A 25,318-nucleotide genomic window follows, 5' to 3' on the forward strand; every position below is an offset into this window, starting at 1 on the left:
TCCTCGCCATGCCGGAACGCGTCGCCTCAATCACCTCACGCGATTGGGCGCAGGTCAGTGGTTAATGCCGTTAGTATAAGCTCTGGCGATTGACGAAGGACTGATCCGCATGACGAAACGGAAGCGCTATTCGGCCGAGTTCAAAGCGAAGGTGGCGTTGGAAGCCATCCGCGAGGAACTGACGACGGCCGAACTGGCCAAGAAGGACGACATCCATCCGACGATGATCACGGGCTGGAAGAGGACCGCGATCGAGAACATGGCTTCGGCCTTTGGTTGTGGCTCGCCCGCCGCACCGCAAATTCCTGCGGGTGAGGTATAAACCCATGCCAGAGCTTAGCGAGGCGGCAAACTCGTGGAAAATCCAGGACAACCTCTTAGCGTTCGCGGCGTTTAATGCTTGAGGGGAGGAGTGTCGCCGTGACTGAGGACGATGACGTCACCAGCAACAAGGTTGTGCAACCAGACAACTAGCTGCGCATAGACTCCACCTTGCTCCCGCCTCCGACGTTGACCCATGCTGAAACTTCCGTTGCGATCATGCTGCGCTTGGTCAGAAAGACCCGCAGGGCAACAGCTTCCCCCTCGGTGAGATCGACAAAGCCGCATCGCCGCAGGACCTCGATGTGCAGGAAGACGTCGCCCGTCCTGCCGAAGATATTTGCAAAGCCGAAGCCCTTATTGCGGTCGAACCACTTCACCCGCGCCGGTAGTAGCGGAAGCGCCGCGAAGTGAGCCTCCGACATAGCTGCCAGTTCGGCAATCGGTGCTGCAGTCTGGGCATTTAAAGGCGGAGGCGCAATGGAAAGCACCTCGACCGCCTGGCGTCCGCGCGCCGTCTGGATCGCAACGACTTCGACTAATGCATCCTCGGCAATCGAGCTTTGCCCGAAGCTACGCAACACGTTGCTGTGAAGAAGTACGTCCGCTCCTTCTTCTGCATCAGAGAGGAAACCAAACCCCTTGATCGGATCGAACCACTTGATCTGCCCTTTGATACGTTGGCCAGGCAATGATGTTTGATCCCTCATGCCAAGGGATGTTGTGGAGATGAACATGGGAATGAGGTCCTGAGATCACTATGTCAAGCGTCAAAAAGGTGCCGATTTGCTAGGCTATCAGTGACTAACACCGCACAGCTTGGAAAGAAATCCTGTCCTAACGTCATAAACTGCGGCTCCGCGGTCGGCGGGTCATGTCGCTTTTTCCGACCGGTTTCGGGCGTCGACTTCCCTCATATCTGGGGGCCGAGATCTCCTAGGCGGGAATGCACCTCCTTATTCTGCTCGAGCAGGCGACCGACCAGCCAGAGTGCCTCCAGCACCCGTCCGCGCAGCGCGCCGTCGGGAATGTCCTGCAAGTGGCGGCGCAAATCCCGGTGCACCCGGCCAACATAGCCCTTGAGCTGCCGCAGGGCCTTGCGCATGCGCTTGAACTGCCGAGCATGAGCATACCGTCCGACCTGGGTGGCCAGCCGCGGCGCAAGCCGCGCGTAGCTCTGGCGCAGATCGATCCCGGCCTTTCTCGCCGAGCCGACCAGCAATACGCGAGCGCGCTCGTAAAGCCGCGCATCCGTGGGATGGGCGATGGTCTTTTCCATCACGGTCGTATCGACAGCCACCTGCTTCAGGCTCTTGTCGGTGACAGCGCCCGCGGCTCGGCCTGCCTCGATGGTCTTGGTCAGCAGCCACTCCACCCCTTCCTCGCCGATCCGCTTGCGCCAGCGCACCAGCGACGAGGGATCGATTGGAGGATGGTGCTGGAGTGAGGAGGATCAGAAAACAGTCCGGTGGACTGTTTTCCCGACGAACGTCTCGCCAGTGAAGTGCTGGTAATACGGGTTCTCGACCCACCGGGCGACGACTGCCTCGTCAGAGAGCTTGAAGGCGTGCTGGAGATACATGAGCCCCGCCACCAGGCGTGGCGATGTCGCGGGTCGACCTGATGCGAAGGAAAGAAGCTCGCCCATTCCCGTTCAAAAAACTCTCAGTCGATCAGCGCCGCAAGCTTCACCAATTCGTGGCGCGCATCGATCATATCGACCAGTCGTGGGCGGAGCAGGTCATCCTGTTCAGGGGCGCAGGAATGAGGCTTCATCGGCGACCGGAAGTTGCAAGGTTTCTGGCCAAAGCATACGAAACCCGGCAATTCAAAGCGAACAAAACCGCAGCTTTCGGAGGTGAAATCAATGAACTACAAGTTGTTCAGGCCGGACTTTTTAGCTTCGGGTGACTAGGCTTACACTGAAACAGCAGCACAGAAGCTGCTATCTCGATCAGGCTTCTGGGAATTCTGTTGCGCCGTGGGCGTTGTCGAACACTGCAAGGATTCTTTGAGTACAGCGCCGATATCCAGCGGTTCCGGACGAAGCTTACCGTGTGCGTTCTGACAGATTTGAAACAAGGCAATCAAAGCCGGATCGATGATAGTCACTTTTCAGTATTAACCCAAAAAACCTTTTCTTTCTAAGGTATCTAGGCATAAAGGAATGTCTGCAAGCCTATCGTAGTTGCCGCTATAAAGAAGTTCGTTAGCGTAACACAACCGCCACAGGCGGCCATGCCGTTCAGTCAGCAGGCATCGGTCGCGGGCGTGGGCAGTTCGACTGATCCAGTCACGTCCGTCAATGTGGTGGAGATTCCGGGATTGCCTTTTTGAGGTCATCGGTCAGGCGGTCCGTGTTGATATGCGTGTTTCGCCTAATGACGGGCAGCAACGTCACGCGATGGCGGGCAGCGATTTCGCAGCAGCATGGCAGGCTTGGTCAGCACTCAGAGGATAGAGTTCCGCTCCTGAATGCAGGAGAGGGCCAGATGGAGACAGGACGTCTTAACATGCGCCGGATACGCGACGTTCTACGATCGAAGTATGGGCACGGACTGAGCGAACGGCAGATCGCAGCCTCGCTCCGGCTGAGCAAGTCCAGTGTCGGGACCTCCCTGCACCGGGCGCGGCAAGCCGGGCTGCGTTGGCCATTGCCGGAAGGCCTGGATGACGACGGCCCGGAGCTTCTGCTGTTTCCTGCAGCCCCCACCGTTGCCGACCCGAACAGGCCGGTGCCGGATTGGGCCAGTATCGATCGTGAACTGCGGCGGCCCGGGGTGACGCGGATGTTGCTTTGGGAGGAATATCGCGCCTCCTAACCCGAAGGCTTTGCCGGTACGTGGTTCTGCACCCACTACGATGCGTGGAAAGGCGTGTTCGTCCGACAATGCGGCAGACGCATGTCGGCGGGGAGAAGGTCTTCGTCGATTTTGCCGGGGACACGATCGCCGTCACTGGTCCGGAAAGCGGCGAAGTGCGGGCCATGAAGCTGTTCATCCCGGCCATGGGGGCGTCGAATTATGCCTATGCCGAGGCGGCTGCGACGGAAGGGCTGGAGGACTGGATCGGTGCCCACGTGCGGATGTTCAGCTTCCTGGATGGGGTGCACAGAGTCGTCGTCCCCGACAACTGGAGTCGGCGGTGCGAGAGAGGCCGATCGCTATGACTCCAGGCTGAACCAGACCTATGCCGACATGGCCGAGCATCATAGCATTGCGATCCTGCCGGCCCGCCCGTGCAAGCCCGCGACAAGGCCAGGTTCGGAGTTGCGGTGCAGGTGGCGCAGCGATGGATCCTGGCGTGGCTGCACAACCGGCGTTTCTTCTCGCTGGCCGAGCTGAATGCCGCCATTCGACGCTTCCGCGATGAACTGAACGTGCGGATCATGCAGGGCTACGGCACCGGCCGCGCCGATCTCTTCTCCACGCTGGATCGGCCGCATCTTCAAGCACCACCCGATATGGCCTGTGCCATTGCCCGCCGGAAGCGCGTCCGGGTGGCGCCTGACTATCCCGTCGTGATGGACAGTTCCTGGTATTCCGTGCCCTCTGGCGTGATCCGGGAAGAGGAGGATGTCCGGGTCTGTGGCGAGATTGTGTAAATCTTCCATGTGGGCCGAAGATTTACCAGCCATCTCCGCTGCCGGGGGCGCGAGCGGCCATGTGACGCTGCCTGACCACAGGGTTAACCAATCAGTCCGCGTCCTCTGTGCATCCTGGGCAACTTCGCTCCCTCAGAACCGCTTGCCCAGTCATGAGTTGTCGGAGAAGCTGAGATATTCTGCCGAGATCCCGCTCACGACCACTAGCGAACCGGTGAAAGCCGAATCATTGCCGCGATACCCTGAAGTGGGTGTGCGGCCTTGTTTCAGGGTTAATGTTCACGCGCTTTATGCAAAGTGGAACGGCTGGCGGGCTGGCTAGGGTGAGGACGAAGGGTAACTGAATGCTGGATTGTGTTCTGGCCCGCTGGCAGCCCGGGATCGGCGATCCGACCTGGCAAGGCTGGGCAACGGTTCTGGTCTATTTGGCTGCGGGGGTTTCAGCCTTATATGCCAGTCACACAGCTCTTCCTGCGGCAGCACCGGTGCGAGAGCGGCTCTTTTGGAATCTAACATGGCTGGTTCTGGTTGCCTTGGCGGTCAACAAGCAGCTTGACCTACAATCGGCGTTGACGGCTGGGGGGCGCTGCTTGGCACAAGCCCAGGGTTGGTATGATCAGCGGCACCTCGTACAAATCGGTTTTCTCATGGGACTTGCTGCCTTGGCACTGGTGTTTCTGACCATGCTTCTGGTGCTGCTACGAGGCAGCTTGTCCCGCAGCGCGTTGCCGATCATGGGTTTTGTCTTTGTGTGCACTTTCGTGCTGATGCGGGCGATAGGCTTTCATGATGCCGATCAGTTTCTGGGCTTGCCGGTTCTGGGCTTGCGAGCCAATACCATATTGGAATGGATCGGCCCGGCTTTGATTTCCCTTGGGGCCATCCGGCTTGCTCGATTTCCGGTTCGGTGATCTTTCATCCTTTCTCCATTTTTGTTCGATAACGTCCTGACCATGCGTTGTCGGCGCCGTTGTCACCAAGATGAATTGTTCTTCGCGGTGCAAAGGAGGTATCCGTGTTGATCAAGTGGGGTTTTCAGACCATTTCCGGCCGTCTCTCAAGAGCGCGTTGGCCAGAACGACGAGCTTTCGCATGATCGCGATCAGAGCAACCTTGGGCGGTTTCCCTGCTTTGACGAGCTGCTTGTATTTCTCCTTGGACTGGAGGTTGTGCCGGATCGTGCAGAAAGCTGGCATATACATGGCGCGCCGAAGGAAAGCGCGGCCGCCTTGGATGCGTTCCTTTCCCTGCCATTTGCCCGACTGGCGCGAGATAGGTGCCAGGCCGGCCAGGCTTGCAGCCTGTTTGCCCGACATCGCACCCAGTTCGGGCATCTCGATCAACATCGAGAAAGCTGTCGCGGTCGAGATACCGGGAATGCTGACGAGGATTTCGAACCTGACGCGCAAATCCTCTTCGCCTGTGATCATCTCCATGATGGCGCGGTCGACTTGATCGATGTGCTTTTCGATCTGGGCCAGCCGTTCCTTCAGATGCCGCTTCAGAAGAGTTTGCGTAATGAGTTGCATTCTGGTCCTTACGGTCACGCGGTCTTTGACCAGCCCGCGCCTGGCAGTCATCAACTTTCTGAGAATGTTGAGGTGCTTGGTGTTCGGTGCCCGCGCTTCGAGATCCAGAACGCTTCCCATCCTGGCCAGCATTTCCGCATCGACCTTATCGGTTTTGGCATTCTTCCCGGTCGCCTCAGCGAACCTTCGAGCCTGGCGTGGGTTCACCTTGGAATAAGGCGTCCGGCCGCAGCCAGGCTGTTTTCCAGGAGGCGGTGGTAGGCGCCCGATGCTTCGAACACGACCAGCGCCGTACCACTGGTTTCGATTTAGCAACCAAGGGATCGAAGAGTGCGTTTGTCATTGGTGAATTGGCGGTGCTCGCGTCTGGTCAGATTGAAGGCGTCCAGCTTGTCTTTTGAAACGCAATTCCAATGGCATCCTGCATTTGTGTTTTCCCAAGCTCGTCTTGTCATGCGGGCCTCTCGCCCATGTATCCGTTCAGGTTCAAAGAAGAGGCGGGGGTGATCACACTACTTTCCGGTCCCTGCTCGACCTGAAATGTCTCGATCCGTCCCCCGCCGCCGTCCGGCATTTTTGGAGTGCCGGTCAGCGGCTCCCTTGTCTCACGGGGAACCAGGGTCAGTCTAAGACAAGAAGTGTCACAAGAGCGGGTTGGGCGCAGTGTGGCACGCAAGGACCTCATGGATTGGAAACAACCATTTACAATCAACCACCCGGAATCAATGGCTGCAAAGACCGCTTTTCAAGCCTGCCAATATACTTGATACTGGATGGTAACCTCTTTCAGCTCGACTGAATTACAGGAGTGGATTGTTAGCTGGTAGCGTGTATCGAAACGGATCTTCCGACTTGGAGAACATAGATATAACCGCCGTGGCATCTGTGCCATGGGAGGCAATCGTGATTGGAACTGGCCTGGGCGGCGCTCATGCGGGTGCAAGATTGGTAGAAGCAGGCATGAAGGTCTTGTTTGTCGAGCGCGGGACAAGGGCCCTGAGCGATAACGCGCCTGCCCCGCTGGAACAGCTCGACGCAGAGGTGATGATCGATGGGAAAGGGGCCCGACGGGTTCCCACATCCATATCGGCAGTCGGCGGCACCTCGGTTGTCTACGCGGCTTCATTGGAACTGCCGGCGCGACACGACCTTGAGGATCTTGAGGGCATTCCGCATCCGACTGGTGGATGGATCGTGGGCTACGACAGGTTTATACCCTACTTCTCGGAGGCTCGTCGTCTTGTCGGCATTTCTGGAACGCCCAATGTGCTTTGCCCCGAGGATCGTGATTTGTTCGTCAGCCCGCCTCCGCTTTGTGCAGGCGATGCAGAAATCTGTGACGATCTGACCCGGCGCGGATATCACCCTTACCGCGCGCATCTGGGAATTGCCTATCAGCCACAGTGTCAGGAATGCATCGGGCGTGAATGCCAACAGGCATGCAAGGCAGATGCCCGGCAACCCCTCCAGCGGGCGCTGAGCACGGGCCGCTCGGCACTTCTGTCAGGATGGACGGCCCAGCAGATCGAGATCGATGGCGAAACGGTAAGCGGCGTCGTTGTAAGCCGTGCGGGACAGGAGCCGGTGATACTCGCAACCGATCGGGTCGTGCTGGCAGGGGGTGCAATCGGATCGGCACAGTTACTGCTTGCGTCCCGCAGCACCGAATGGGCGGACGGGATCGGAAATAGAACAGGTTTGCTGGGACGGAATCTGATGTTTCACCTGTCCGAGCGAATGGCCGTATTTCCAAAGCACCGGGCGCCCTTGGGATTTCCGGCAAAGTCACTGGCCCTGCGAGACCTTTATCTCCGGGATGGAGCAAGGATGGGAATGGTTCAGTCTATGGGATTGCAGGCAGATTATGGAAATATCCTGATGCACTTGCGCAGCCGCTTCGACGCAGGACGACTGCGCCGCGCGCGCGTGTTGCGGCCGTTCCTGCGAATTCCAGCCAAGGTCGCGGCGGGGGTCTTGGGAGAGGCGCGGGTGTTTGTCGGCATCCTCGAGGACCTGCCGTATGAAACGAACCGTATCCTGCCCGGCAGCAATCCACTGGAACCACCAAGGATCGTGTATGGGGTCGCACCAGAGCTTGCCCAACGCCGGCACCGTTTCCGCAATGCCATTCGAGAGATGTTCAGAGGGCGGCGTTTCTTCTTTCTCAATGACGATATCGAACTCAACTATGGCCATGCCTGCGGCACCGCGAGGTTCGGCCGCGACCCCCGCGACAGTGTCCTGGATGCCGATTGCCGTGTACATGGCCTACGCAACCTTTATGTAGCCGACGCATCCTTCATGCCCTCCTCCACCGGGGTGAACCCGGGCCTGATCATCCTGGCAAACAGCCTGCGTGTGGCCGACCGCATTGTGGCGGCACGATGAAGGTGAACCCGATTACAATTGACTCTGTGCCGTCGACACGCACCCGCCCTCGGATGCTTCTGGTTGCCGAAGCCGCAAACCCGGAGTGGGCGAGCGTTCCCCTAGTGGGCTGGTCACTCGCTTCGGCCATTGCGGCGCAGACTGATGCCCATATCGTGACCCAGGTCCGCAACCGGGAGGCTTTTCTACGGGCGGGACTGGTTGAAGGGGAGGACTTCACCGCCATCAATACCGAGCATATCGAGCGACCGCTTTGGCAGGCTGCCAAGCGCCTCGGACTTGGAGAGAAGGGAGGTTGGACCCTATTAGCGGCGATGTCCTCGTTTCTTTATCCGTACTTTGAGCGGCAGGTCTGGAAAAAGTTCGGTGATCGCATCCGCGCCAGGGAGTTCGACATGGTGCACCGGATCACCCCGGTTATGCCGACCGCAGCTGGCGTATTGGCCGAGCGCTGCCAGGCGGCAGGCATACCCTTCATGTTAGGGCCCATCAACGGCGGGGTGCCTTGGCCCAAGGGATTTGCAGACCTCCGTACAAAAGAGAGGGAATGGTTGTCGATGGTGCGCGGGTTCTATCGCCTCAATCCCACATGGCGGCGGATGCTCAAGGCGAGCAACGTGATCCTATGCGGATCAGGCTTTGCCCTCGCGGGCCTTCCAGAGCGATATCGTGCAAAGGCCATATTGATGCCTGAAAACGGGATCGACCCTTCCCGGTTTACGCGCGTGGCTGTCCAGGACGGCAGTCTGCCGCTGCGAGCCTGCTTCATTGGCCGACTAGTGCCGTACAAAGCCGCCGCATTGGCAATCGAAGCTGCGATCCCCTTCCTGGCGTCGGGGCAGATGACCTTCGACATCATTGGCGACGGACCGGAGCGAGAGGCACTGGAGGCCCAGGTCGCTGCGGCGGGCTTAGGGCAGGTCGTGACCTTCCACGGCTGGCTGGACCATCGGCAAGTGCAGGATGTGGCCGTACGAAACCAGATCCTGTTGTTCCCCTCGATTCGAGAATTTGGTGGAGGAGTCGTTCTGGAAGCCATGGCGTTGGGGCTCGTCCCCGTCGTTGTGAATTATGCCGGACCGGGCGAACTCGTGGATTCTGATGTGGGCTTAAAGGTGCCCATCGCCGACGCGAAGGAGATAACCGTAAGCCTCCGTGGGCTTCTGGGCGGCCTTATCTCCGATCCATCAGTTCTAGCGAAGAAGTCGGAAGCCGGGCGACTAAGGATCAAGCGCAACTTTCTGTGGAGTGCAAAGGCCACACGGATCATCGAGATCGCATCCTCGGTTGCGGCACGCGAAACCTCCCCGTAAGCTGAGCAGTACCATGGGCGATCACCTGAGGGTTGCCGTTCCCTTCTCTTCAGTGTCGGGTATGCTTTTGACCAACCACACCCTCGGCAAAGTCGATCCGTCCACTACGGGAATGGTGGCAACTGCGGCAATCATAGCGTTGTCCCGGTGGTTTGCGATAAGCGAAATCATTGTTAGTATCGGTGTGGGCAAGCGAGAGTGCCGCGCCGCCATCCGGCCCGGCATGACTGCAAAAGATATTAGCGACCTGCTGGAGTCATCGGTCCATACTTCCGCCCTCGACGATCTTCTGATCATTCCAGCACAGGCGGCGGGAACGCGTGACCTGCCAGGGCTGCGCGCCCGATGCGATGAAGGACTGTTGCGCTTTGACAGCACGGGTGCTGACAATGTTGGCCTTGCAGAACTCGCCTCGCGGCTATTTGTGGCGATAAGCAACCAACCGGCTGCAGAGCTGTCCGAACTTGCACCGGCCCGCTTTGCCCCCGTGGACGGACGCGAGCCACCCGCCTTGCACGGCCTGAACCGGAAGCTCACCAGTAGCTGCATAGACATGGCGACAGGTGAAGCGCTGACGGGCGAACAGTTGGAACGGCGAACTGTTGCTATTTCCCGACTACTTCTCGACCATGGGGTCGGGCCCGGCACCATCGTCGGCGTGGCACTGCCCCGTGGTGTCAACTCCATCGCAGCTTGGGTCGCGATCCTGCGCTTGGGGGCCGGGTTTCTCCATCTAGACTCGGAACTTTCCATCGAGCAGCGCCAGCAGATGTTGGAGGATAGTGCTCCTGCTTTCTTGTTAGTCGACAGTCCCGAACTTGCAGTACAGCTTGGCGGCCCTGCACGGGCCCTAAATCTTCCCACAGGCGATACAGTATTGCCGGCAGTGGTTTGCGACAGCGCTGGCCCAGAGGATCCTGCCTATCTGATCTTTACTTCGGGCAGCTCTGGCAAACCCAAAGCGGTCATGATTGGACATGGTGCTCTTGACCATCATTCCCGCGCCGTGTCAGCGGCGTTCGAACTCACGCCGCAGGATCGCGTGCTGTCCTTCGCGGCCTTGGGTTTCGACGTGGCAATTGAAGAAATCCTTCCGACCCTTCGCGCGGGCGCCACTCTCGTTCTACGCAGCGACGAGATGCTGAACACTCTCGAGCGCTTCGTGGACGAACTGCACAGCCAACGCATTACCGTCCTGAATCTTCCTACTGCCTTTTGGAGGTTGCTGACTGACAACCTCCAGCACCCGTCCTCGCGCGGCCTCCCCAGGGACCTCAGACTTGTGATCGTGGGCGGCGAGCGGGTTCCGTCAACCACACTTGAACAGTGGCGGACGGTAGCTCCTAGCGTGATCTGGATGAACGGCTATGGTCCGACGGAGACAACTATTACCGCTACCCTCCACGTCGATCAGGGCGCACCACTGGAAATGGATAGCGTGCCCATCGGTGCTCCGCTTGGTGCAGCGCGGCTTGTGCTGCTCGCGCCCGACGGCTCGCCTGCACCACCGGGACGGCCGGGTGAAATGTGGATCGGAGGCGTAGGGGTGGGTCTTGGCTACGTCAATCGACCCAACCAGACAGCGGAACGGTTCCGTGCTCTTCCCGGTTCACTCGGGCGCAGATATCCCGGCCGTTGGTACCGCACCGGGGATCGGGTCCAACCGACGAGCAGCGGGGACTTGGTGTTCATGGATCGCATGGACCGGCAAATCAAGTTGAGCGGATACCGGATTGAGCCGGCCGGCATCGAGACTGCGCTGACGAAAGTTCCCGGTGTGCGCGAGGCGCGCATCGCCGTCCAGCATGGCGCCCTTGCAGTGTGGGTCGCTGGCGAGGCGGACCCGTGCAAGATTCGCAGGGTTCTTCGGGCCGAGTTGCCGAAAGGGGTCTCGCCGCGACTCATGATCCTTTCCGAGATGCCGCGCAACGAACGCGGTAAGCTCAATGAAGCGGCACTCCGCGACATAATGGCTAGCGCCGTCACTCAACCAGGCTTCGTGGATCCGGCGAAACCCGCAGCTGCCACGATTGGCCGGATCATGGGAAAACTGCTCGGCCAGCCGCCACTGAATGCCGAACAGTCTTTCTTCGATCAGGGTGGAAACTCCCTGATGGCAATCGAGCTTTCGGAACACTTGGTGCGCGTATTCGGCCGTCGACCGACGGTGCCCGCGATCTACAATCATCCTACGCCACAAGCATTGGCTCGGATGATGGAGGCCGGCAGTGCGTTCGAAGACAGCCTGATTGCCGTGCAACCTGAAGGCGATGGGGTGCCGCTCCTGGGTATCCATGTCTTGGGGACCAATGGAGATTTCTACCGCCCCCTCGCTGACGCGTTACAGCCGCGGCATCCAGTTTGGGGTATTACGGTCGGTTTGCTGACTCCCGAAACCCCGACTGACATTGATGGGTTGGCAGAACTGTACTTCCGGCAAGTCCAAGAGTTTCGCCCTTATGGGCCCTTGGCGCTTGCGGGAGTGTCGCTTGGCGCTTTTGTTGCCTTCGAATTGGCAGCGCGGCTACATCGTGCGGGGCGCGACGTGGCGATGGTGGCAATCTTCGATGCAGATGGTCCTGCGCCCTCCCGGCGGTCTACCGCGTTGGATCGGCTTGGTCGGGCAACATCACTGATGTGGCACAATCCAGGTGCTGCACTGTGTCGCTATAGCGCGAGGGCGAAGGGAGAGTTGACGCTTGCGTTGCGGGTGATCTGGCTCCGCCTCGGCCGCCTGCTTGGGCGCAAGTCCGATCAGCACAACCTGGACGATTTCGTCGCAGCCAACATCGTCTCGGTTGCGGCCTACAAACCTGCTGTTTACCCGGGGCGGGTCGTTGTCTTCGCCGCGCAGGACGATTTGGCAAACACGGAGCGGGTGCGGAAGACTGCCTTGGGGTGGGCGTCCGTCGCGCCGGATCGGCGCTTCGTTTGTATCTCCGGCGACCATCTCGGCATTCTAAGAGAGCCGGGCGTCCGCGACATTGCGCGCGTGATCCAGGAAGAGCTGGGTAGCATCAGCCCTGGATCGTGACGCTTCTTGCGTCTCCGGCTGGTCACGGTTCAAGAAAAGATAGCCGCCCACCGTAATCGCAGCCAGGAAGATGGCTAGAGCGAGTCCGAAGCGTATTGTCTTTTGAAGCCGCCGCGCGGCTGAGGGCAGCAACGGCACGACCGCGATGGGAACAACGCCCAACTGTCTCTCTATAGCGAGTGCGTTGCGCATCACCGGATTGCGGAGTTCAAGCAGAAAGATCAGGAGAAGAGCGGCACCGAAGCTGAGCACCCCACCCATTGCTAGAGACCGCTTGCGGCTAGAAGCCATTGCGTACTCCGGTGGTTGTGCATCCTCCAGAACGATCATTCCAGCAGCGGCCCCGGTGTCTCGCATCGACTGCTGGCCCTGTGCCTGCGCCAACTGAAGCGCGACACCGGAAAGCTGCTGGACGAGCTGAGCTTGGTTGCGCGCAAGCCCGGCGAGTTCCTGTTCGACCATCGGCATCCGCGCCATGGCGCTTAAGATCTCCTGCTGGCGGGCAGAAATGACCTCCTTTTGCTCTTCGAGCGTACGGCGCTGTGATTCGATCAGTTCGGCCTGGCGATTACCGATCGCGTCACCGGCCGCGGCAGGGTTGTCACGTAAGGCTTGGATCTCTGCTTCGATCCGCTGGACCTCCGGATGATCAGAGGGCAAAACGCGGCGGCTTTGCGCAAGCTCGGAGTTGAGGCGGGACAGACGAGCGGCGAGCGAAACGTCGGCCTGTTCCGATCCCTCGGTTTCGGTACGCAGCTCGGCCGCAAGTTGGTCCCGTTCTAGGACAAGTACCTGGCGATCTAGTTCCAGTTGCAGCTCACGTAATTGGACAAGCTCGCTACGGAGAGACTCTGCCCTATCCGGTAGCGCCTCTTCGTTCGTGTTTTTCACCTCGCGGATTTTGCGATCAATCTGTTCAAGTTGATCATTCAACCGCCGGGCCTCGGCATCAAGAAAGGCTACCAGTTCCTCGATGGTGCGCGTACGCTCCCTGGCATCCTGCGCCATCAGGCTGGCCGCCAGGTCATTGGCCACCTGAGCCGCCTGCTGAGGATTGCCCGCCTGACTCGTGATCAGAAGCGCTGAAATCTGTGTGTCCGCGCCCGGTACCGCTCCGCTGGCGTCGATCATCCGAATTTGGTTCTGCTCGCGGAAGGCGAATAGCCGGTCGTCATCTGACATGGCAGGTTGGTCCGAGAAGAGCCCGTGCTTCTCGATCAGGGCCAGCACGTTTTCACGCCGCATCAGGTATTGTTCAATTCCCTGGACCCGCCGCGCGGCCGAAAGTGCTTCGTCCCCAGCCAGATTGGTATTCCGAAGTTGGATGAGGGACGTTGCCTCGTAGACGGAGGGCTGCGATAGAGCGTAGGCAAGAGCCGCCAACAGCCCGAGCGAAAGCACCAGTGTAAACAGGACGATCCTGCGCTGCAGCATCGACATGACATCGGCAATGGACTGGATAGGACCCATCTACTGCTCCGCGTCAACCAAGACTACGCCAAGGACCGGCGGACCGTTCTCGATAAGGCGGTCGCAGCGCCGCAGGTCCGATGGAATGGTGCTGGTGCCGTCTGATACCATCAGCAAAGTCTCGACCATGCCCAGTCCCGACAGCCCCGTATCTCCTTCAAGGATAGGCGGCAGCAGCAGAAGCGTCACATCGGGCGCGAGATCTTCGATCAATCGTGCAACAGATACGGCGGCGTTCGGCTCCTGCAGGGTTTCCGCGGCCAGAGAATCTTGCACGGTGTTGCCAATGAAAACAAGATTGTCACCAAAGCGGACAGCGGCAGAGCGGAGGTCAATGCTTTCGCGCAACGCTTTACCCAGGTTCGGGCCTTCGAATAAGCCGATCATCTGGATCAATCGCGGAACGTGTAAGTCCAAGTCTATCAGCACCACCCGGAGGCTCGGCCTGCGGGCAAGGCTAAAGGCGAGGTTTGCCGCGGCATACGCGGCCGTCGGTCTGCTAAGGGGCTGGGTCAAGCCGATACGGCTCCAACCCCTTTTCTCGCTCACACTCAGCATCCGGGTCCGAAGCACGTCGAACTGCCTGGCCGCGGCAGAGTTTGGCGCCATTGCTGCCGGAAGCCGGCTTTGCAGTGCTCGGGCACTTGGTAGAGCTAGTTCCCGAAGGCTCGCCCAGTCGATTTGGCGCGGTGAGGGATCAGACGGATCAGATGAAACAAAGCCAGGTTGAGGCGTTTCAGATGGGATCGCACTGATGTTCATTCAGATCTCGTTCGAAGCGTCTGGCTGGACGGGGTGGCTGGATCTGATCATTATGATAAAATCAAAGTTAGCGACAGCACAACTGACACATGCAAACTGAAGTTCTACCGCCTCCCACGACTGGTGCCGTGGCCATCGGCCGGAATGAAGGCGAGCGCCTGATGGCTTGCTTGAGTTCGCTGGTCAGACAGGTAGACCGGCTGGTCTATGTCGATTCGGGTTCGACGGATAATAGCGTGCAGGTGGCTAGGGAAATTGGAGCGGAGGTCGTGCAGCTTGACCTTTCGCATCCATTTACCGCCGCTCGTGCACGAAATGCTGGGTTTGCACAGCTGACGGGAAACGGGCGGTGGCCTGTCTTCGTCCAGTTCGTTGATGGAGACTGCGAGGTCGTAGAGGGTTGGATCAAAACGGCAACGGAACGGCTTGCTTCTGATCCGAGTCTTGCCGCAGTGGCGGGGCGCAGACGGGAGCTTCGGCCCGAGGCCAGCCGTTACAACCGTCTTATTGATGCCGAGTGGGCGACACCTGTTGGATTCGTCCGCGCCGTCGGAGGAGATGCCATGTTGCGCGTCGATGCGCTGATGGAAATCGGTGGCTACCGGGAGGACCTGATCGCCGGCGAAGAACCCGAAATGTGTTTACGTCTCTTGCGTGCAGGATGGCGAATTGAACGGCTGAATGCAGAGATGACGCGCCACGACGCCGCGCTGCTCCGTTTTGGCCAATGGTGGACTCGCACGCGGCGTGCAGGTCACGCCTTCGCGGAAGGTGCAGCCTTGCATGGTCGCGGTCCCGAACGACACTGGGTGGCAGAAACTCGCCGTGCGCTCATCTGGGGTGCGGTGCTTCCGGCATGTGTGCTCGCTTCCATGGCGCTCACTCCGGCGGCCGCCGCGCTGCTGATGGTCTATCCGCTGCAAGTTGCCCGTTTAAGCCGCCGGATAGGAGCCGAACAGGCGCTGTTCATGACGCTCGGTAAGGTTCCCGAGGCGATGGGGGCAATCGAATACTACGTGCGCCGTACGCGGCTTGGCCGTGCGCGCGGATTGATCGAGTACAAATGACCAATGACCGAGTTTTTCCTCAGCGTTATCATTCCGGCGAATAACGAAGCCGCACGGATAGCCGGTTGCCTTCGCTCGCTGCTTTCCCAAAGAGGACTGGAGGATAGGCGAGTGCAGGTCGTCGTCGTGCCGAACGGATGCGGGGACGAAACGTCCGGCATTGCTCGCGCGCATGAGGATGAGTTTGCAAACCGCAACTGGCAGCTTACCGTGGTGGAATTGGCAGAGGGAGGAAAAATTCAGGCCTTAAACAAAGGCGACGAAGAGGCCGGCGCCTCCGCGCGACTTTATCTCGATGCCGACATTCTCTGCGGTCCCGGTCTGCTCGCCGGGGTAATTGATGCACTCGACTGCCCTTATCCCGTTTATGCTGGGGCAAGACTTCAGGTTCCGCCTCCGGTTTCAGTGATCTCACGGCGTTATGCAGGATTCTGGCAAAATCTGCCCTTCTTGACTCGCGGAGTCTCTGGCGCCGGGCTGTTCGCGGTTAATAGTTCCGGACGCGGACGTTGGCACCGCTTTCCTCCAATCATTGCCGATGATGCCTTTGTCCGCGGTCTTTTTGCACCTGCAGAGCGGGTTCTGGTAAATGCCGCCTATTCCTGGCCGATCAGTGAAGGGGTTCAGGCATTGGTAAAGGTGCGAGGCCGCCAGGACGACGGCATGCGCGAGCTTGCACGGCTTTACCCTGACATGATGCAGAACTTCGACGACCGACCTGCGTGGTGGGAGCTTGGCCGTCTTGCGGCAGCCGATCCTCTTGGCTTCATGACTTACTCGGCCGTAGGACTCGCTACGCGGTTGCGACGCAGGCGGGGTGGTTGGGCTCGAAACCGCTAAACGCAAGGGCGCCGGAGTCTGCGTGCTTGATCTTGGCCCAGCTGCAGGCCTCCTCGACCTGCTTCTCCCTCTGGCGCAACAAAGGTTGCGCCAGAGGAGGGGACGGGCCCGAAACGACCGGCTTTCGTGTTCTCTGCAAAATACGGAGTCCCGGTGGTGCCGACAGGGATGCACTCACCAGATCACACATTCTACCTCTTTCGCAACGTGATCGAGTGGTGCCTCGACAAGCCAAAGAATGCCGTGGAGTCGCTGTTTCTCCCTTATCATCACGTTGAGGTTAGCGATTTAAAGAGAGCAGGCCTGCTCCGGCATCTACAACTTCACAAACGGCTTCTCTCCGTTAAACCTGAAATTGAAAAGTTTCATTATCCTTTCTTTAAGATTGAGGGTAATGAGGTGGCTGCCGAAAAGAATATACGAGGATCTAGTTTGCGGGCTTCCAAAGAACGCCTTGATATGTAATCGTCCTCAAATTACAGTCGGCCACAAAGCCGAATTTAGTTAGTCAGTGTTTCAGGAGTTCTCGGCGATGTTTCACCCCTCTGAGTTGCAATTTCCGGATGTCACACCGCAGGCAACTCACGCCAAGTCGTTCTCACAAGAGCAGTCGTTCTCTCCAGGACTCTATCGCCGAGCTGGCAAGCGCGCCTTGGACATCACAGTTGTTCTCGCCGCCGCACCATTCGTCCTGTTGCTCATTGCAGTACTGGCGATCGTCGTAGCCAAAGATCGATCGAACCCGTTCTATAGCCAGGACCGGGTCGGCTACAGAGGTCGAACGTTCAGGCTGTGGAAGCTACGCACCATGGTGCCAGATGCAGACGCCTGCTTGGCCACTCACCTGGCGACAAACGAAGAAGCTCGGGAGGAGTGGCAATTGACGCAGAAGTTGCACAACGATCCAAGGGTTACACCTTTTGGACGATTTTTGCGCCGGACTTCCCTCGATGAACTGCCACAGCTTTTCAATGTCCTGCGGGGGGACATGAGCCTGATCGGGCCGCGTCCCATGATGGTCGAGCAGCGCTCAATGTATCCTGGGTCCGAATACTTCCTCCTCCGTCCGGGTGTAACGGGCTTATGGCAAGTATCGGAGCGGCATAGCACAACTTTTGCCGCTCGGGCTACATATGATGCCGAATACCACGCGACGCTCTCCCTCGCGACCGATTTGCGGACTCTGCTCCGGACGGTGGTCGTCGTCATGCGCGCAACCGGAGTTTAATCCTCTCCTCGGGACCTCTGCAGGCCGCAAGAGGTGTCTAAATCGCGGAACGGCCGCGGTTCTCCGGCTGCTCGCGAGTGCATCGCGCGCGGATAGACCCAAGCACCAGCAGCACAAGAGCCCCACTGAGGATATAAACGATCACTCCCAACCACAGACTCAAAGCCCATGCTGTCAACGCACCTGCTGTGATGGCGCATACTGTTGCAGCCAAGAGAAAAGCCACCGTCATAGCTGCCCGCATCTACGATTGCAAAAAAGACGGAACTGCCCTTTTATTGTGTTATATTACGGCAAGAATTTTCCTGAGAACATAGAAACTGTCTTTTGCAAGGCGTTTCGGCGAAGCGCCGCTTATCTCTGGGCTTGCCACCTTTCAGATCAACCAGACCATGGCTGCTACAGTGAGCCCGAACAGTCCAAGCAATAAGTCTGATTTTGGTTGCCAGGCACCATAGTGCCGCACCATGATTACCGTAAACGGATACATGAGCAACGAGGCAGCTGCCTGACCAGCAAGAGCCCCATAAAGGCCCCAAAAATGTGCGCCTGTTAAGAGACAGGTCATATAGATTATAGATCGAATTGCCTGCAGGACGAAAAGCCGGTGAGAGTCACCTTTAGCCAAGGCAATGACATCGTAGCCCAAGATGACAAGAGCTGGTATCTGGATAAGCGCAATCAATTTCACCAGGATCCCTGCAGTAGCATAGCGGGGATCATACAGCAGATCGACCAGCCTTTCTCCGCTGAGGGCCAAGAGGGCCACCATAAACAGCAGGCAGCCCGACAGGTGCATTCTAATACCGGCGATGCGATGCGCGTTGGCGGGTGACTCTGCAGGCGGAGAGTCACGGTAAAGGGGAATGAACAGCCGCCCCGAGATGGCCGAGCCAAGGAGCATTGGCATGCTCCCCAAGAAGTAAGCGATATTATAAATACCAAGCTCATCAAGAGACAGGTAACGCCCGAGCACCAACCGGTCGCCGTTAAAGATCAGGAATCCACAAATCGTGCTCAGAAAAATCCAGCGACCAAACCCACTTAGTTCCTTCAGTGGTTCAGACGCCCAGCGAAAGCTATTGGTGCGACCGCCCAGACCGTAACGCATGACCGCCACGTTGATTGCGCTGGCGATTACCCCACCCCAGACCAGCGCCCAAACCGATCTCAGCACGGCCGCAAGCGCAACGGTGACGGTGATGCCCAGCAGCTGAGTCAGTAGTTCCAGGCGCGTCAAACGGCCGACCTGCAGGTGCCGCATTGCCGTATCCACCGAGGTGGGTGTGAAGCCTCCGATCAGCAGGGAAAGTGCTGCGATGGGAAAGACTTGCGCAAAGATTGGGTCACCGTAAAACCACGCCACGGGCCACGCAATGACAGTTGCGAGTATTGTCAGAACAAGGCCACGCACGACTTGAACCGTCCAGACTGTATCCAGGAAGTCCGGTTCGTCACCGTTCCTGCTTTTCTGCACGGCCGGACCGGTTCCCATGTCGCTGAACATCTGCAGTCCGACAATGAGTGAGGTGACCAAAGCCATGACCCCAAACGCCTCGGGTACAAGCAGACGCGTCAGGATCAGGTTCGAGGCAAGCCTCATCCCTTGTGACATGACATAGCCGACGCTGGTCCATGTCGAACTGCGTAGCGCCCGGCCACTCAGGCTGTCCCGATGCCACATCATCGAAAGGCTGGAAATAAGCTTCATCAAAGCGTTCAATCAACTATGCGGGATTGAGTGTCCAAAGGGCAGAGCTAGTGTCTGGCGAAGCGGCTTCTATGGACTTTGCCGCTTTCACCGTCGAATATAAAATTGCAACTCTCTGAGGACCAAGATGACTTGCCGAGACCGTCCTGCGATCGGATATGTAATCAATACCTATCCTCGGCCTTCGCACAGCTTTATCCGGCGCGAGATTTTGGCACTTGAGGCTGCAGGCTGGGCGGTCCACCGCTTCGCGATGAGGGGCGACGCAGCCCAATTGGTCGACCCCGGCGACCAAGCCGAACATGCTCGGACCGAGCGCATCCTGGAGGCAGGCCCGATCCGCCTTGGGTTCGAGTTCACGCGTGCAGCAGTCCATGCTCCCGATGCGACCCGCGCGGTGCTGCAAGCCGTGCGTCGCAGGGGCGTTCGGCATCTCGCCTATGCGGCGGAGGCCGCGCAGGTCGCTAAGCGCGTGCGTGCGTTGGGCATTCGACACCTCCACGCACATTTCGGGACCAACTCTACCGACGTGGCGCGCTTTGCAGCCCGGCTTGCGGGTATTGGTTACAGCTTCACGACACATGGCCCTGAGGAGTTCGATGCCCCTCTTTCCCTCCGTTTGGGCGAAAAGCTGGCAGATGCCCGCTTTGCCGTGGCCATCAGCAATTACGGGCGCAGCCAGCTTTGCCGCTGGGTCGATCATCGCCATTGGGAGCGTATTCACGTTATTCATTGCGGGATCGAGCCGGCGCGGTTTCCCGATCCTCCGTCCTTTCCGGTTGCCCGACCACTCCGCTTGGTGGCTATTGGACGTTTCTCCGAGCAAAAGGGTTTCCTGGCTTTGCTGCCGGCACTCGCCGCAGCCCGCCGCCACGCTGACATCCGACTGACGCTGGTTGGCGAAGGAGAGTTGCGCCCGGCGATCGAGGTCCTGATCACCACTCATGGCCTGCAGGATGCAGTAACGCTCACCGGCTGGCTGGACGAGGCGGACGTTCGCAGCCAGCTTGCTGCCAGCCATGCGCTTGTGCTTCCCAGCTTCGCCGAGGGATTGCCGATGGTCATCATGGAAGCGATGGCGCAAGGCCGGCCCGTCTTGGGCACGGCAATTGCCGGCGTGCCTGAGTTGGTTCGTCCAGGAGAAACCGGCTGGCTCGTGCCCGCCGGCGATGAAGTCGGGCTTTGCGAGGCGATGATTGCCCTCGCCGCAACTCCGGTCGAGGTGATGGCTCGAATGGGCCTGAACGGCCGCGCGCGCGTGCTTGCACATCACGATGTGACGGCCGAGGCAGAGAAACTGGGCGCGCTGTTCACCGCCGCCTGCACTCGGCCAGCAGCCTGAACTCGACATCCTCGCCTGCGGCGCGTCCGTCAAAGCTGGTGTACCTGCTGGCGTAAGGCACGGCGGCGGGCCATGCCCTCGGCCTGACTGGTTGGCGGAGGCGCCGGTGTCGGCAACGCTTCCTGCGGGGCAGGGGTCTTCGAGGCTTCGCTTTGCAAGAGCCGTGGTGCGGCGCCATTCGCCGGAACGGACACTCTGCCACTCACATGTGCGGCAAAGTCGCCGAGGACCGGATAGCGGAAGATGTCCGTGATGGAAAGTCGCGGCAGGTTAAGGTCTGTCTTCATGGTTCGATGCACCTGCACTGCCAGTAGCGAGTGACCTCCAAGTGCGAAAAAGTTGTCGCGTGATGATACCCGTTCCAGACCTAGAGCCTTTGCCCAGATCGCGGCCACCCGTGCTTGGAATTCCGTAGGGTCTTCAGACCGAGGAGAATCGACAACCAGAGCTGAGATTTGTGGAGGCAGACTGGGAGCCGTTTCCCGAACTGCGATTGACGAAACCGGCAACTCCATCCGCGCCAGTGTCTTGCGATCCAGCTTGCGATTTGGGGTCAAAGGTAACTCAGGCAGGACGATGATTCGTGATGGAATCATCACTTCCGGCAGAACGCTCCGAAGCGCCTTCCGAAGTTCGGCCGGATCGAGGCTGGGCTCGCCGGTAGCAAAGGCGACAAGGGCAATGCTGCCGGCTGCATCGGTGCGCGCCACGACCGCCGCTTCGCGCACGCCGGGCTGCACTTCCAGGCGGGCCTCGATCTCTCCCAGTTCGATGCGATGACCGCGCAGCTTCACTTGCTGATCCACGCGGCCCAGGAATTCGAGGACTCCCTCCTCTGTCCAGCGAACAAGGTCGCCTGTGCGGTACATCCGGGTGTTGTCATCGAGCACGAAAGGGTCCGGCCGAAAGGCTGCGGCGGTTAGGTCGGCCCGATTCCAGTAGCCACGCACGACGCCCGCCCCGCTGATCCACAGTTCTCCGGAAACGCCGGGCGGCATGAGCCGGCCGTCCTGGTCCAGCACGTAGAGGCGCGTATTGTTGATCGGCCGCCCCAGCGTGACATGCTCGTTGCCAGCGCCGAGTTCGGCGGTGGTGGACCAGATCGTCGTTTCGGTAGGACCGTACATATTCAGGATGCGAGCGCCGGTGAGCGCCTGCAGTTCCACCAGCAATGCCGGCGGCAGCGCCTCGCCGCCAAGGAGCAGCGTCTGAAGCCTGCCGATAGCCTGTGTCGCCGCCGAGTCGGCGACCAGCAGCCGCGCCATGCTGGGCGTGCACTGCAGATGCGTCACCCTATGGCGGCGAATCTGCGCAGCGATGGAAAAGTCGTCATGCGCGGGCCCGGCGGTTGCATTCACCCGCTGCACCAGTTCGGCAAGGGGCCGCAGGCCCTCCAGCACCGTTGCGGTGGGAATGCCGTAGTCGATCAGGCAGGCGATTTCAGTTACGCCAATGTCATGAAGCTCGGTTACGCGGGCGGTCGCGTCCTCGATCGTTCCGAATAGCCCGCTGTCGTTGAAATAGCGCAGAAACGCGAACTCGAGAATTCCTTCCAGTTCATCGTCGGTCAGCATACTGAGATCGATCGACATGGGGTCGCTTAGCCCTGCCGGCTTCTTGAAGGCAGGAAATGCCCAAGCGTACTGCTTCACCAAGCCGGCCGCAGCGCGCAGATAGTCCTTCATAGGTCCGCGCGCGATTTCCATAGCCGCATCACGCCGATCAGTTAGGAAGGTGTGTAACATCAGGGTGACGGTGAAATCGGCTGGATCATGTCCTGCCTCGCGCAGAGCCGCATGATATTCGGTTATCCGCTGTTTCACGTCGGCGATGCTCTGTCCCAGGAGATGGGTCAGCACGTTTGCACCATGTCGACCTGCTTCGGCCCAGGTGGCCGGGCTTCCCGCAACAGTGACCCAGACGGGCAATTCCTTCGACACCGGGCGAGGCTGCGTCACCACGCCGAATGTGCCACCATTCGCAGTCGGAAAATCGATCGTCTCGCCACGCCACAGGCGGCGGACCTGGTCCATCGCTGTGAACATCGCCTTCTTGTTGGTCGGAGGCGTGTTCTCGGGACGCAGCACAAAGTCGTCCGGCTGCCAACCCGAAGCGATGGCAATGCCGGCCTTGCCGTCGGTCAGGTTGTCGATGACTGCCCATTCCTCAGCAATCCTTGCCGGATGGTGGAGCGGCGCCACGCAACTGCCTGCCCGGACGGCAAGGTTCTTCGTGACCGCCGCAACCGCCGCACCTGTCACGGAGGGATTGGGATAGGGGCCGCCGAAGGCGTGGAAATGCCGCTCGGGAGTCCATACCGCCTTGAAGCCATGGGCATCCGCAAAGCGGGCACCTTCCAGCAGCAGGTCATACTTGCGCGAGCCGACACCGTCGTCGTTGCCCCAGTAGTAGAGGCTAAAGTCCATGCCGCCACTCTGGCCATGCCCGCCCACGGCGCCTTTCATGGCATCGCCTGCCAGCACCACGGTAAAGCCGCGCGAAAGGGTCCAGAAGATTTCCAGGACCGAGATATCGAAGGACAGACTTGTCACGGCAAGCCAGACGCCACCATGCGCATGCGGAATTCTGTTGTCCATGCCGGCAAATAAGTTGGCAACGTTACGGTGCTCGACCATGACTCCCTTGGGCGTTCCAGTCGAGCCTGACGTATAGATCAGGTAGGCGAGGTTTTTACTGGTTGCATCGTTCTCGGGTGCGGTATCCGGTTGCGCCGCAATTGTGGGATCGCTGAAGGTTAGTATCCGGGCCGAATGGGCGGGAAGCTGTCCTGTCAGGTCTGCGTCCGCCAGGATCACCGGAGCCCCAGAATCGGTGAGGTAATGGGCGATACGATCTGCCGGATAGGTGGGGTCAAGAGGAACATAGGCTCCGCCCGCCTTGAGAATGCCGATAGCACCCGAAACCATATCAGGACCGCGGGCGGCGAACAGTCCTACCGGGCGGTCTGGCCCCACACCAAGCGCCTTCAGCGCATGGGCGATCCGGTTCGAGAGGCGGTCGAGTTCGGCATAGCTGAGCTTGCGATCTTCGAAGATCAGCGCGGTTGCCTCTGGCGTCTTCGCCACCTGGGCGGCAAAGGCGGTGTCGATTGTCACGGGATCCAGGGCGCTCGCTGTGTCGTTCCAAGGTCCCAGAATGCAGGCGCGGTCCTCCTGGGTCACCAGCTCGGCCGAGCGAAGGGGCGCATCCGCCGGTATGGCGGCAAGACGGCTCATCAACCGCGCGAGCCTTTGAACCGTATGGGGCGCAAGCCGGGCCGCATCGAAGGACAATGCAAGCCGGTCGACTCGACCGTGAGGCAAGCGGAGCGTCAGGCCTGGGGCATGGATCGTGGCCCCTTCAGCGGCAACAGAGGCAAGCGGGCGCTGCATCGACGCAAGCTCAGGCACCCGCAAGGGCAGGTCTGCAAGCCAGCCCGCACCCTCCAAAGTTGCGCGAGTCGCAATGATCTGCTGAGCAAGCCCTTCCAGCGTCAGCTCAGGATCGCTGGTATCCACATGCAGCGGCACCCAGTCGGAAATGTAGCCTGCGACGTCTGGGTGCACGGCTCGGGCAAACGCCAGATCATGTGCCTCCAGATCAGCTGTACGCGCAAGCGCGGCGGCGAACAGCGCCACGGCCTCGTCGCCCCGGATCGCCCGGGGCAAGAGGACCTCGAGCTCGCGCGGCTGCGCTTCCTCGGCTTCGGGCAGAAGCTCCAGCATCGCCGGCGTGATCCGGACCAGTTGCTGGCGCCAAAAGCCTTCGCGCACAGCGGCCTTCGTCACGGCCTGATCCAGCGCCTTGGTGTCGGCTTCTCCCGGCGACGGCAGGACACGACCGGGCGAGAGAGAAAGCTTATTCTTGCACCCGTCAGCCGGGACAAGCCGGTCCAACCGCACCGCACCGTCGCCACAGGCGACCAGAATGGCGTCGTCGTCGCAGGCTAAAATCGTTCCGGGCATGCCCGCGCCAGACGCGAGTTCGATCGCGCCGACGGCGACGACCCGCCCGTCCAGAGCGATCTTTGCTGTCAGCAGCGGGTTTGCATAGGGTCCGTGGTCAAGGCCGCGCACAAGCGCTATCAATTCGGCCGCAGGCCGGGTGAAGTCCAGCCGCCCGGCCGCGCGGGGCCGCCTCGCCCGTTGAAAGAGGCTGCGCTTCGACAAATCTTGCGGTATGCCCAGTGCGTCCGCCTCAAGCGCACCCAGCAGCTCGGGGAAGCTTTCCCGGCCGGCTTCCCAGGCCTTGGCATTTAGCGTCAGCGCCGTGTCCTCGGGATCTATGGCAAAATGGCGCTGGACAAGAACGCGGCCTTCGTCAACGTTTCCTTCGATTCGATGCCATGAAATGCCATGCTGCCGCTCATCCGCAATCCGTGCCCAAGCAGGAGCATTGAGGCCCGCGTAGCGTGGCAACGGCCCGTCGTGGAAGTTTACCGCTCCCCTCCGAGCGAGCGCCAGGACCGCATCCGGAACAAGATTTAGGTTCGCGATACTCAGGATCCAGTCCACGTCCAGGCTCAAGAGGGAGCCGTCACGCAAACTTGCCGGAGCATGGACGGAAATGCCGGCCTGGCGCGCCCAGGTGGCAGTTCCCGGGTGACGGGTCACGACTCCGGCGATCCGATGCCCCCGTGCCTCAGCCAGCAGGCCGCATTCCCGAGTCAAAGATTCATTGCCGATCAGCAACAAATTAAGGGGGGTCAT

General features: G+C 59.8%; 18 protein-coding genes and 1 pseudogene. 12 read left to right on the top strand and 7 right to left on the bottom strand.

Annotated elements, in window-relative coordinates; all coding sequences use genetic code 11:
* The first annotated feature begins 109 nt into the window (after positions 1-109).
* Positions 110-322 carry a transposase gene (locus OU682_RS16995; protein WP_371832267.1) on the top strand — a complete coding sequence of 71 codons (213 nt, stop codon included), beginning with the start codon at positions 110-112 and terminating at the stop codon, positions 320-322.
* 148 nt (positions 323-470) lie between these two features.
* On the opposite strand, the gene OU682_RS17000 is transcribed toward OU682_RS16995, so the two are convergent.
* Positions 471-1,058, bottom strand: coding sequence for a cold-shock protein (locus OU682_RS17000; RefSeq protein ID WP_268943382.1), 588 nt, complete (start codon positions 1,056-1,058; stop codon positions 471-473).
* A gap of 224 nt (positions 1,059-1,282) precedes the next feature.
* Positions 1,283-2,097: pseudogene (locus OU682_RS17005) on the bottom strand (IS5 family transposase); the annotation flags it as partial.
* Positions 2,098-2,834: 737 nt separating this feature from the next.
* Between OU682_RS17005 and OU682_RS17010 the strand changes: the two are divergent.
* The 4 genes from OU682_RS17010 (at position 2,835) to OU682_RS17025 (ending at position 4,836) form a co-directional block, all read left to right on the top strand.
* A complete protein-coding gene (locus OU682_RS17010) occupies positions 2,835-3,143 on the top strand; it encodes a sigma factor-like helix-turn-helix DNA-binding protein (RefSeq protein WP_268943383.1) in 309 nt (102 codons plus the stop codon).
* Between the two features lie 68 nt (positions 3,144-3,211).
* Positions 3,212-3,490 (top strand): hypothetical protein, encoded by a 279-nt coding sequence (locus OU682_RS17015; protein ID WP_268943384.1) that lies wholly within the window; start codon positions 3,212-3,214, stop codon positions 3,488-3,490.
* Positions 3,491-3,559: 69 nt separating this feature from the next.
* Positions 3,560-3,925, top strand: coding sequence for a hypothetical protein (locus OU682_RS17020; protein WP_268943385.1), 366 nt, complete (start codon positions 3,560-3,562; stop codon positions 3,923-3,925).
* Positions 3,926-4,269: 344 nt separating this feature from the next.
* Entirely contained in the window at positions 4,270-4,836 is a 567-nt protein-coding gene (locus OU682_RS17025) for an isopropylmalate isomerase (protein ID WP_268943386.1), read from the top strand.
* A gap of 111 nt (positions 4,837-4,947) precedes the next feature.
* On the opposite strand, the gene OU682_RS17030 is transcribed toward OU682_RS17025, so the two are convergent.
* Complete coding sequence (locus tag OU682_RS17030) at positions 4,948-5,661, bottom strand: transposase (protein ID WP_268943387.1); 714 nt, start codon at positions 5,659-5,661, stop codon at positions 4,948-4,950.
* Positions 5,662-6,414: 753 nt separating this feature from the next.
* Here OU682_RS17030 and OU682_RS17035 point away from each other — a divergent pair.
* Genes OU682_RS17035 through OU682_RS17045 form a run of 3 tightly spaced genes read left to right on the top strand, consistent with a single transcriptional unit; the run spans position 6,415 to position 12,189 of the window.
* A complete protein-coding gene (locus OU682_RS17035; RefSeq protein WP_329609822.1) occupies positions 6,415-7,842 on the top strand; it encodes a GMC oxidoreductase in 1,428 nt (475 codons plus the stop codon).
* Positions 7,843-7,895: 53 nt separating this feature from the next.
* On the top strand, positions 7,896-9,155 hold the full coding sequence (locus OU682_RS17040; RefSeq protein ID WP_268943388.1) for a glycosyltransferase family 4 protein: 1,260 nt from the start codon (positions 7,896-7,898) through the stop codon (positions 9,153-9,155).
* A 13-nt stretch (positions 9,156-9,168) separates the two neighbouring features.
* Positions 9,169-12,189: an amino acid adenylation domain-containing protein gene (locus OU682_RS17045; RefSeq protein ID WP_268943389.1), complete on the top strand. Its 3,021-nt coding sequence runs from the start codon at positions 9,169-9,171 to the stop codon at positions 12,187-12,189.
* Here the strand turns inward: OU682_RS17045 and OU682_RS17050 are convergent.
* Together OU682_RS17050 and OU682_RS17055 are read right to left on the bottom strand one after the other, a co-directional pair.
* Positions 12,115-13,659, bottom strand: coding sequence for a Wzz/FepE/Etk N-terminal domain-containing protein (locus tag OU682_RS17050; protein ID WP_268943390.1), 1,545 nt, complete (start codon positions 13,657-13,659; stop codon positions 12,115-12,117). The two genes, OU682_RS17045 and OU682_RS17050, sit on opposite strands and share 75 nt — an antisense overlap.
* Positions 13,660-14,055, bottom strand: coding sequence for a hypothetical protein (locus OU682_RS17055; RefSeq protein WP_268943391.1), 396 nt, complete (start codon positions 14,053-14,055; stop codon positions 13,660-13,662). It lies immediately after the preceding gene.
* Positions 14,056-14,510: 455 nt separating this feature from the next.
* Between OU682_RS17055 and OU682_RS17060 the strand changes: the two genes are divergently transcribed.
* From OU682_RS17060 to OU682_RS17070, 3 genes are all read left to right on the top strand, one after another.
* Positions 14,511-15,488 carry a glycosyltransferase family A protein gene (locus OU682_RS17060; RefSeq protein WP_268943392.1) on the top strand — a complete coding sequence of 326 codons (978 nt, stop codon included), beginning with the start codon at positions 14,511-14,513 and terminating at the stop codon, positions 15,486-15,488.
* A 3-nt stretch (positions 15,489-15,491) separates the two neighbouring features.
* The gene (locus tag OU682_RS17065; protein ID WP_268943393.1) at positions 15,492-16,328 is read left to right on the top strand and encodes a glycosyltransferase family 2 protein; all 837 of its coding nucleotides are present in this window, start codon (positions 15,492-15,494) and stop codon (positions 16,326-16,328) included.
* A gap of 532 nt (positions 16,329-16,860) precedes the next feature.
* Complete coding sequence (locus OU682_RS17070) at positions 16,861-17,556, top strand: sugar transferase (RefSeq protein WP_268943394.1); 696 nt, start codon at positions 16,861-16,863, stop codon at positions 17,554-17,556.
* Positions 17,557-17,932: 376 nt separating this feature from the next.
* Here OU682_RS17070 and OU682_RS17075 read toward each other — a convergent pair whose 3' ends face one another.
* Positions 17,933-19,267 (bottom strand): oligosaccharide flippase family protein, encoded by a 1,335-nt coding sequence (locus OU682_RS17075; protein WP_268943395.1) that lies wholly within the window; start codon positions 19,265-19,267, stop codon positions 17,933-17,935.
* 127 nt (positions 19,268-19,394) lie between these two features.
* Here OU682_RS17075 and OU682_RS17080 point away from each other — a divergent pair, with 127 nt between their 5' ends.
* Positions 19,395-20,609: a glycosyltransferase gene (locus tag OU682_RS17080; protein ID WP_268943396.1), complete on the top strand. Its 1,215-nt coding sequence runs from the start codon at positions 19,395-19,397 to the stop codon at positions 20,607-20,609.
* Between the two features lie 29 nt (positions 20,610-20,638).
* Here OU682_RS17080 and OU682_RS17085 read toward each other — a convergent pair whose 3' ends face one another.
* Complete coding sequence (locus OU682_RS17085; protein ID WP_268943397.1) at positions 20,639-25,318, bottom strand: MupA/Atu3671 family FMN-dependent luciferase-like monooxygenase; 4,680 nt, start codon at positions 25,316-25,318, stop codon at positions 20,639-20,641.

This window comes from Paracoccus benzoatiresistens (assembly GCF_026913015.1).
Classification (GTDB): Bacteria; Pseudomonadota; Alphaproteobacteria; order Rhodobacterales; family Rhodobacteraceae; genus Paracoccus; species Paracoccus benzoatiresistens.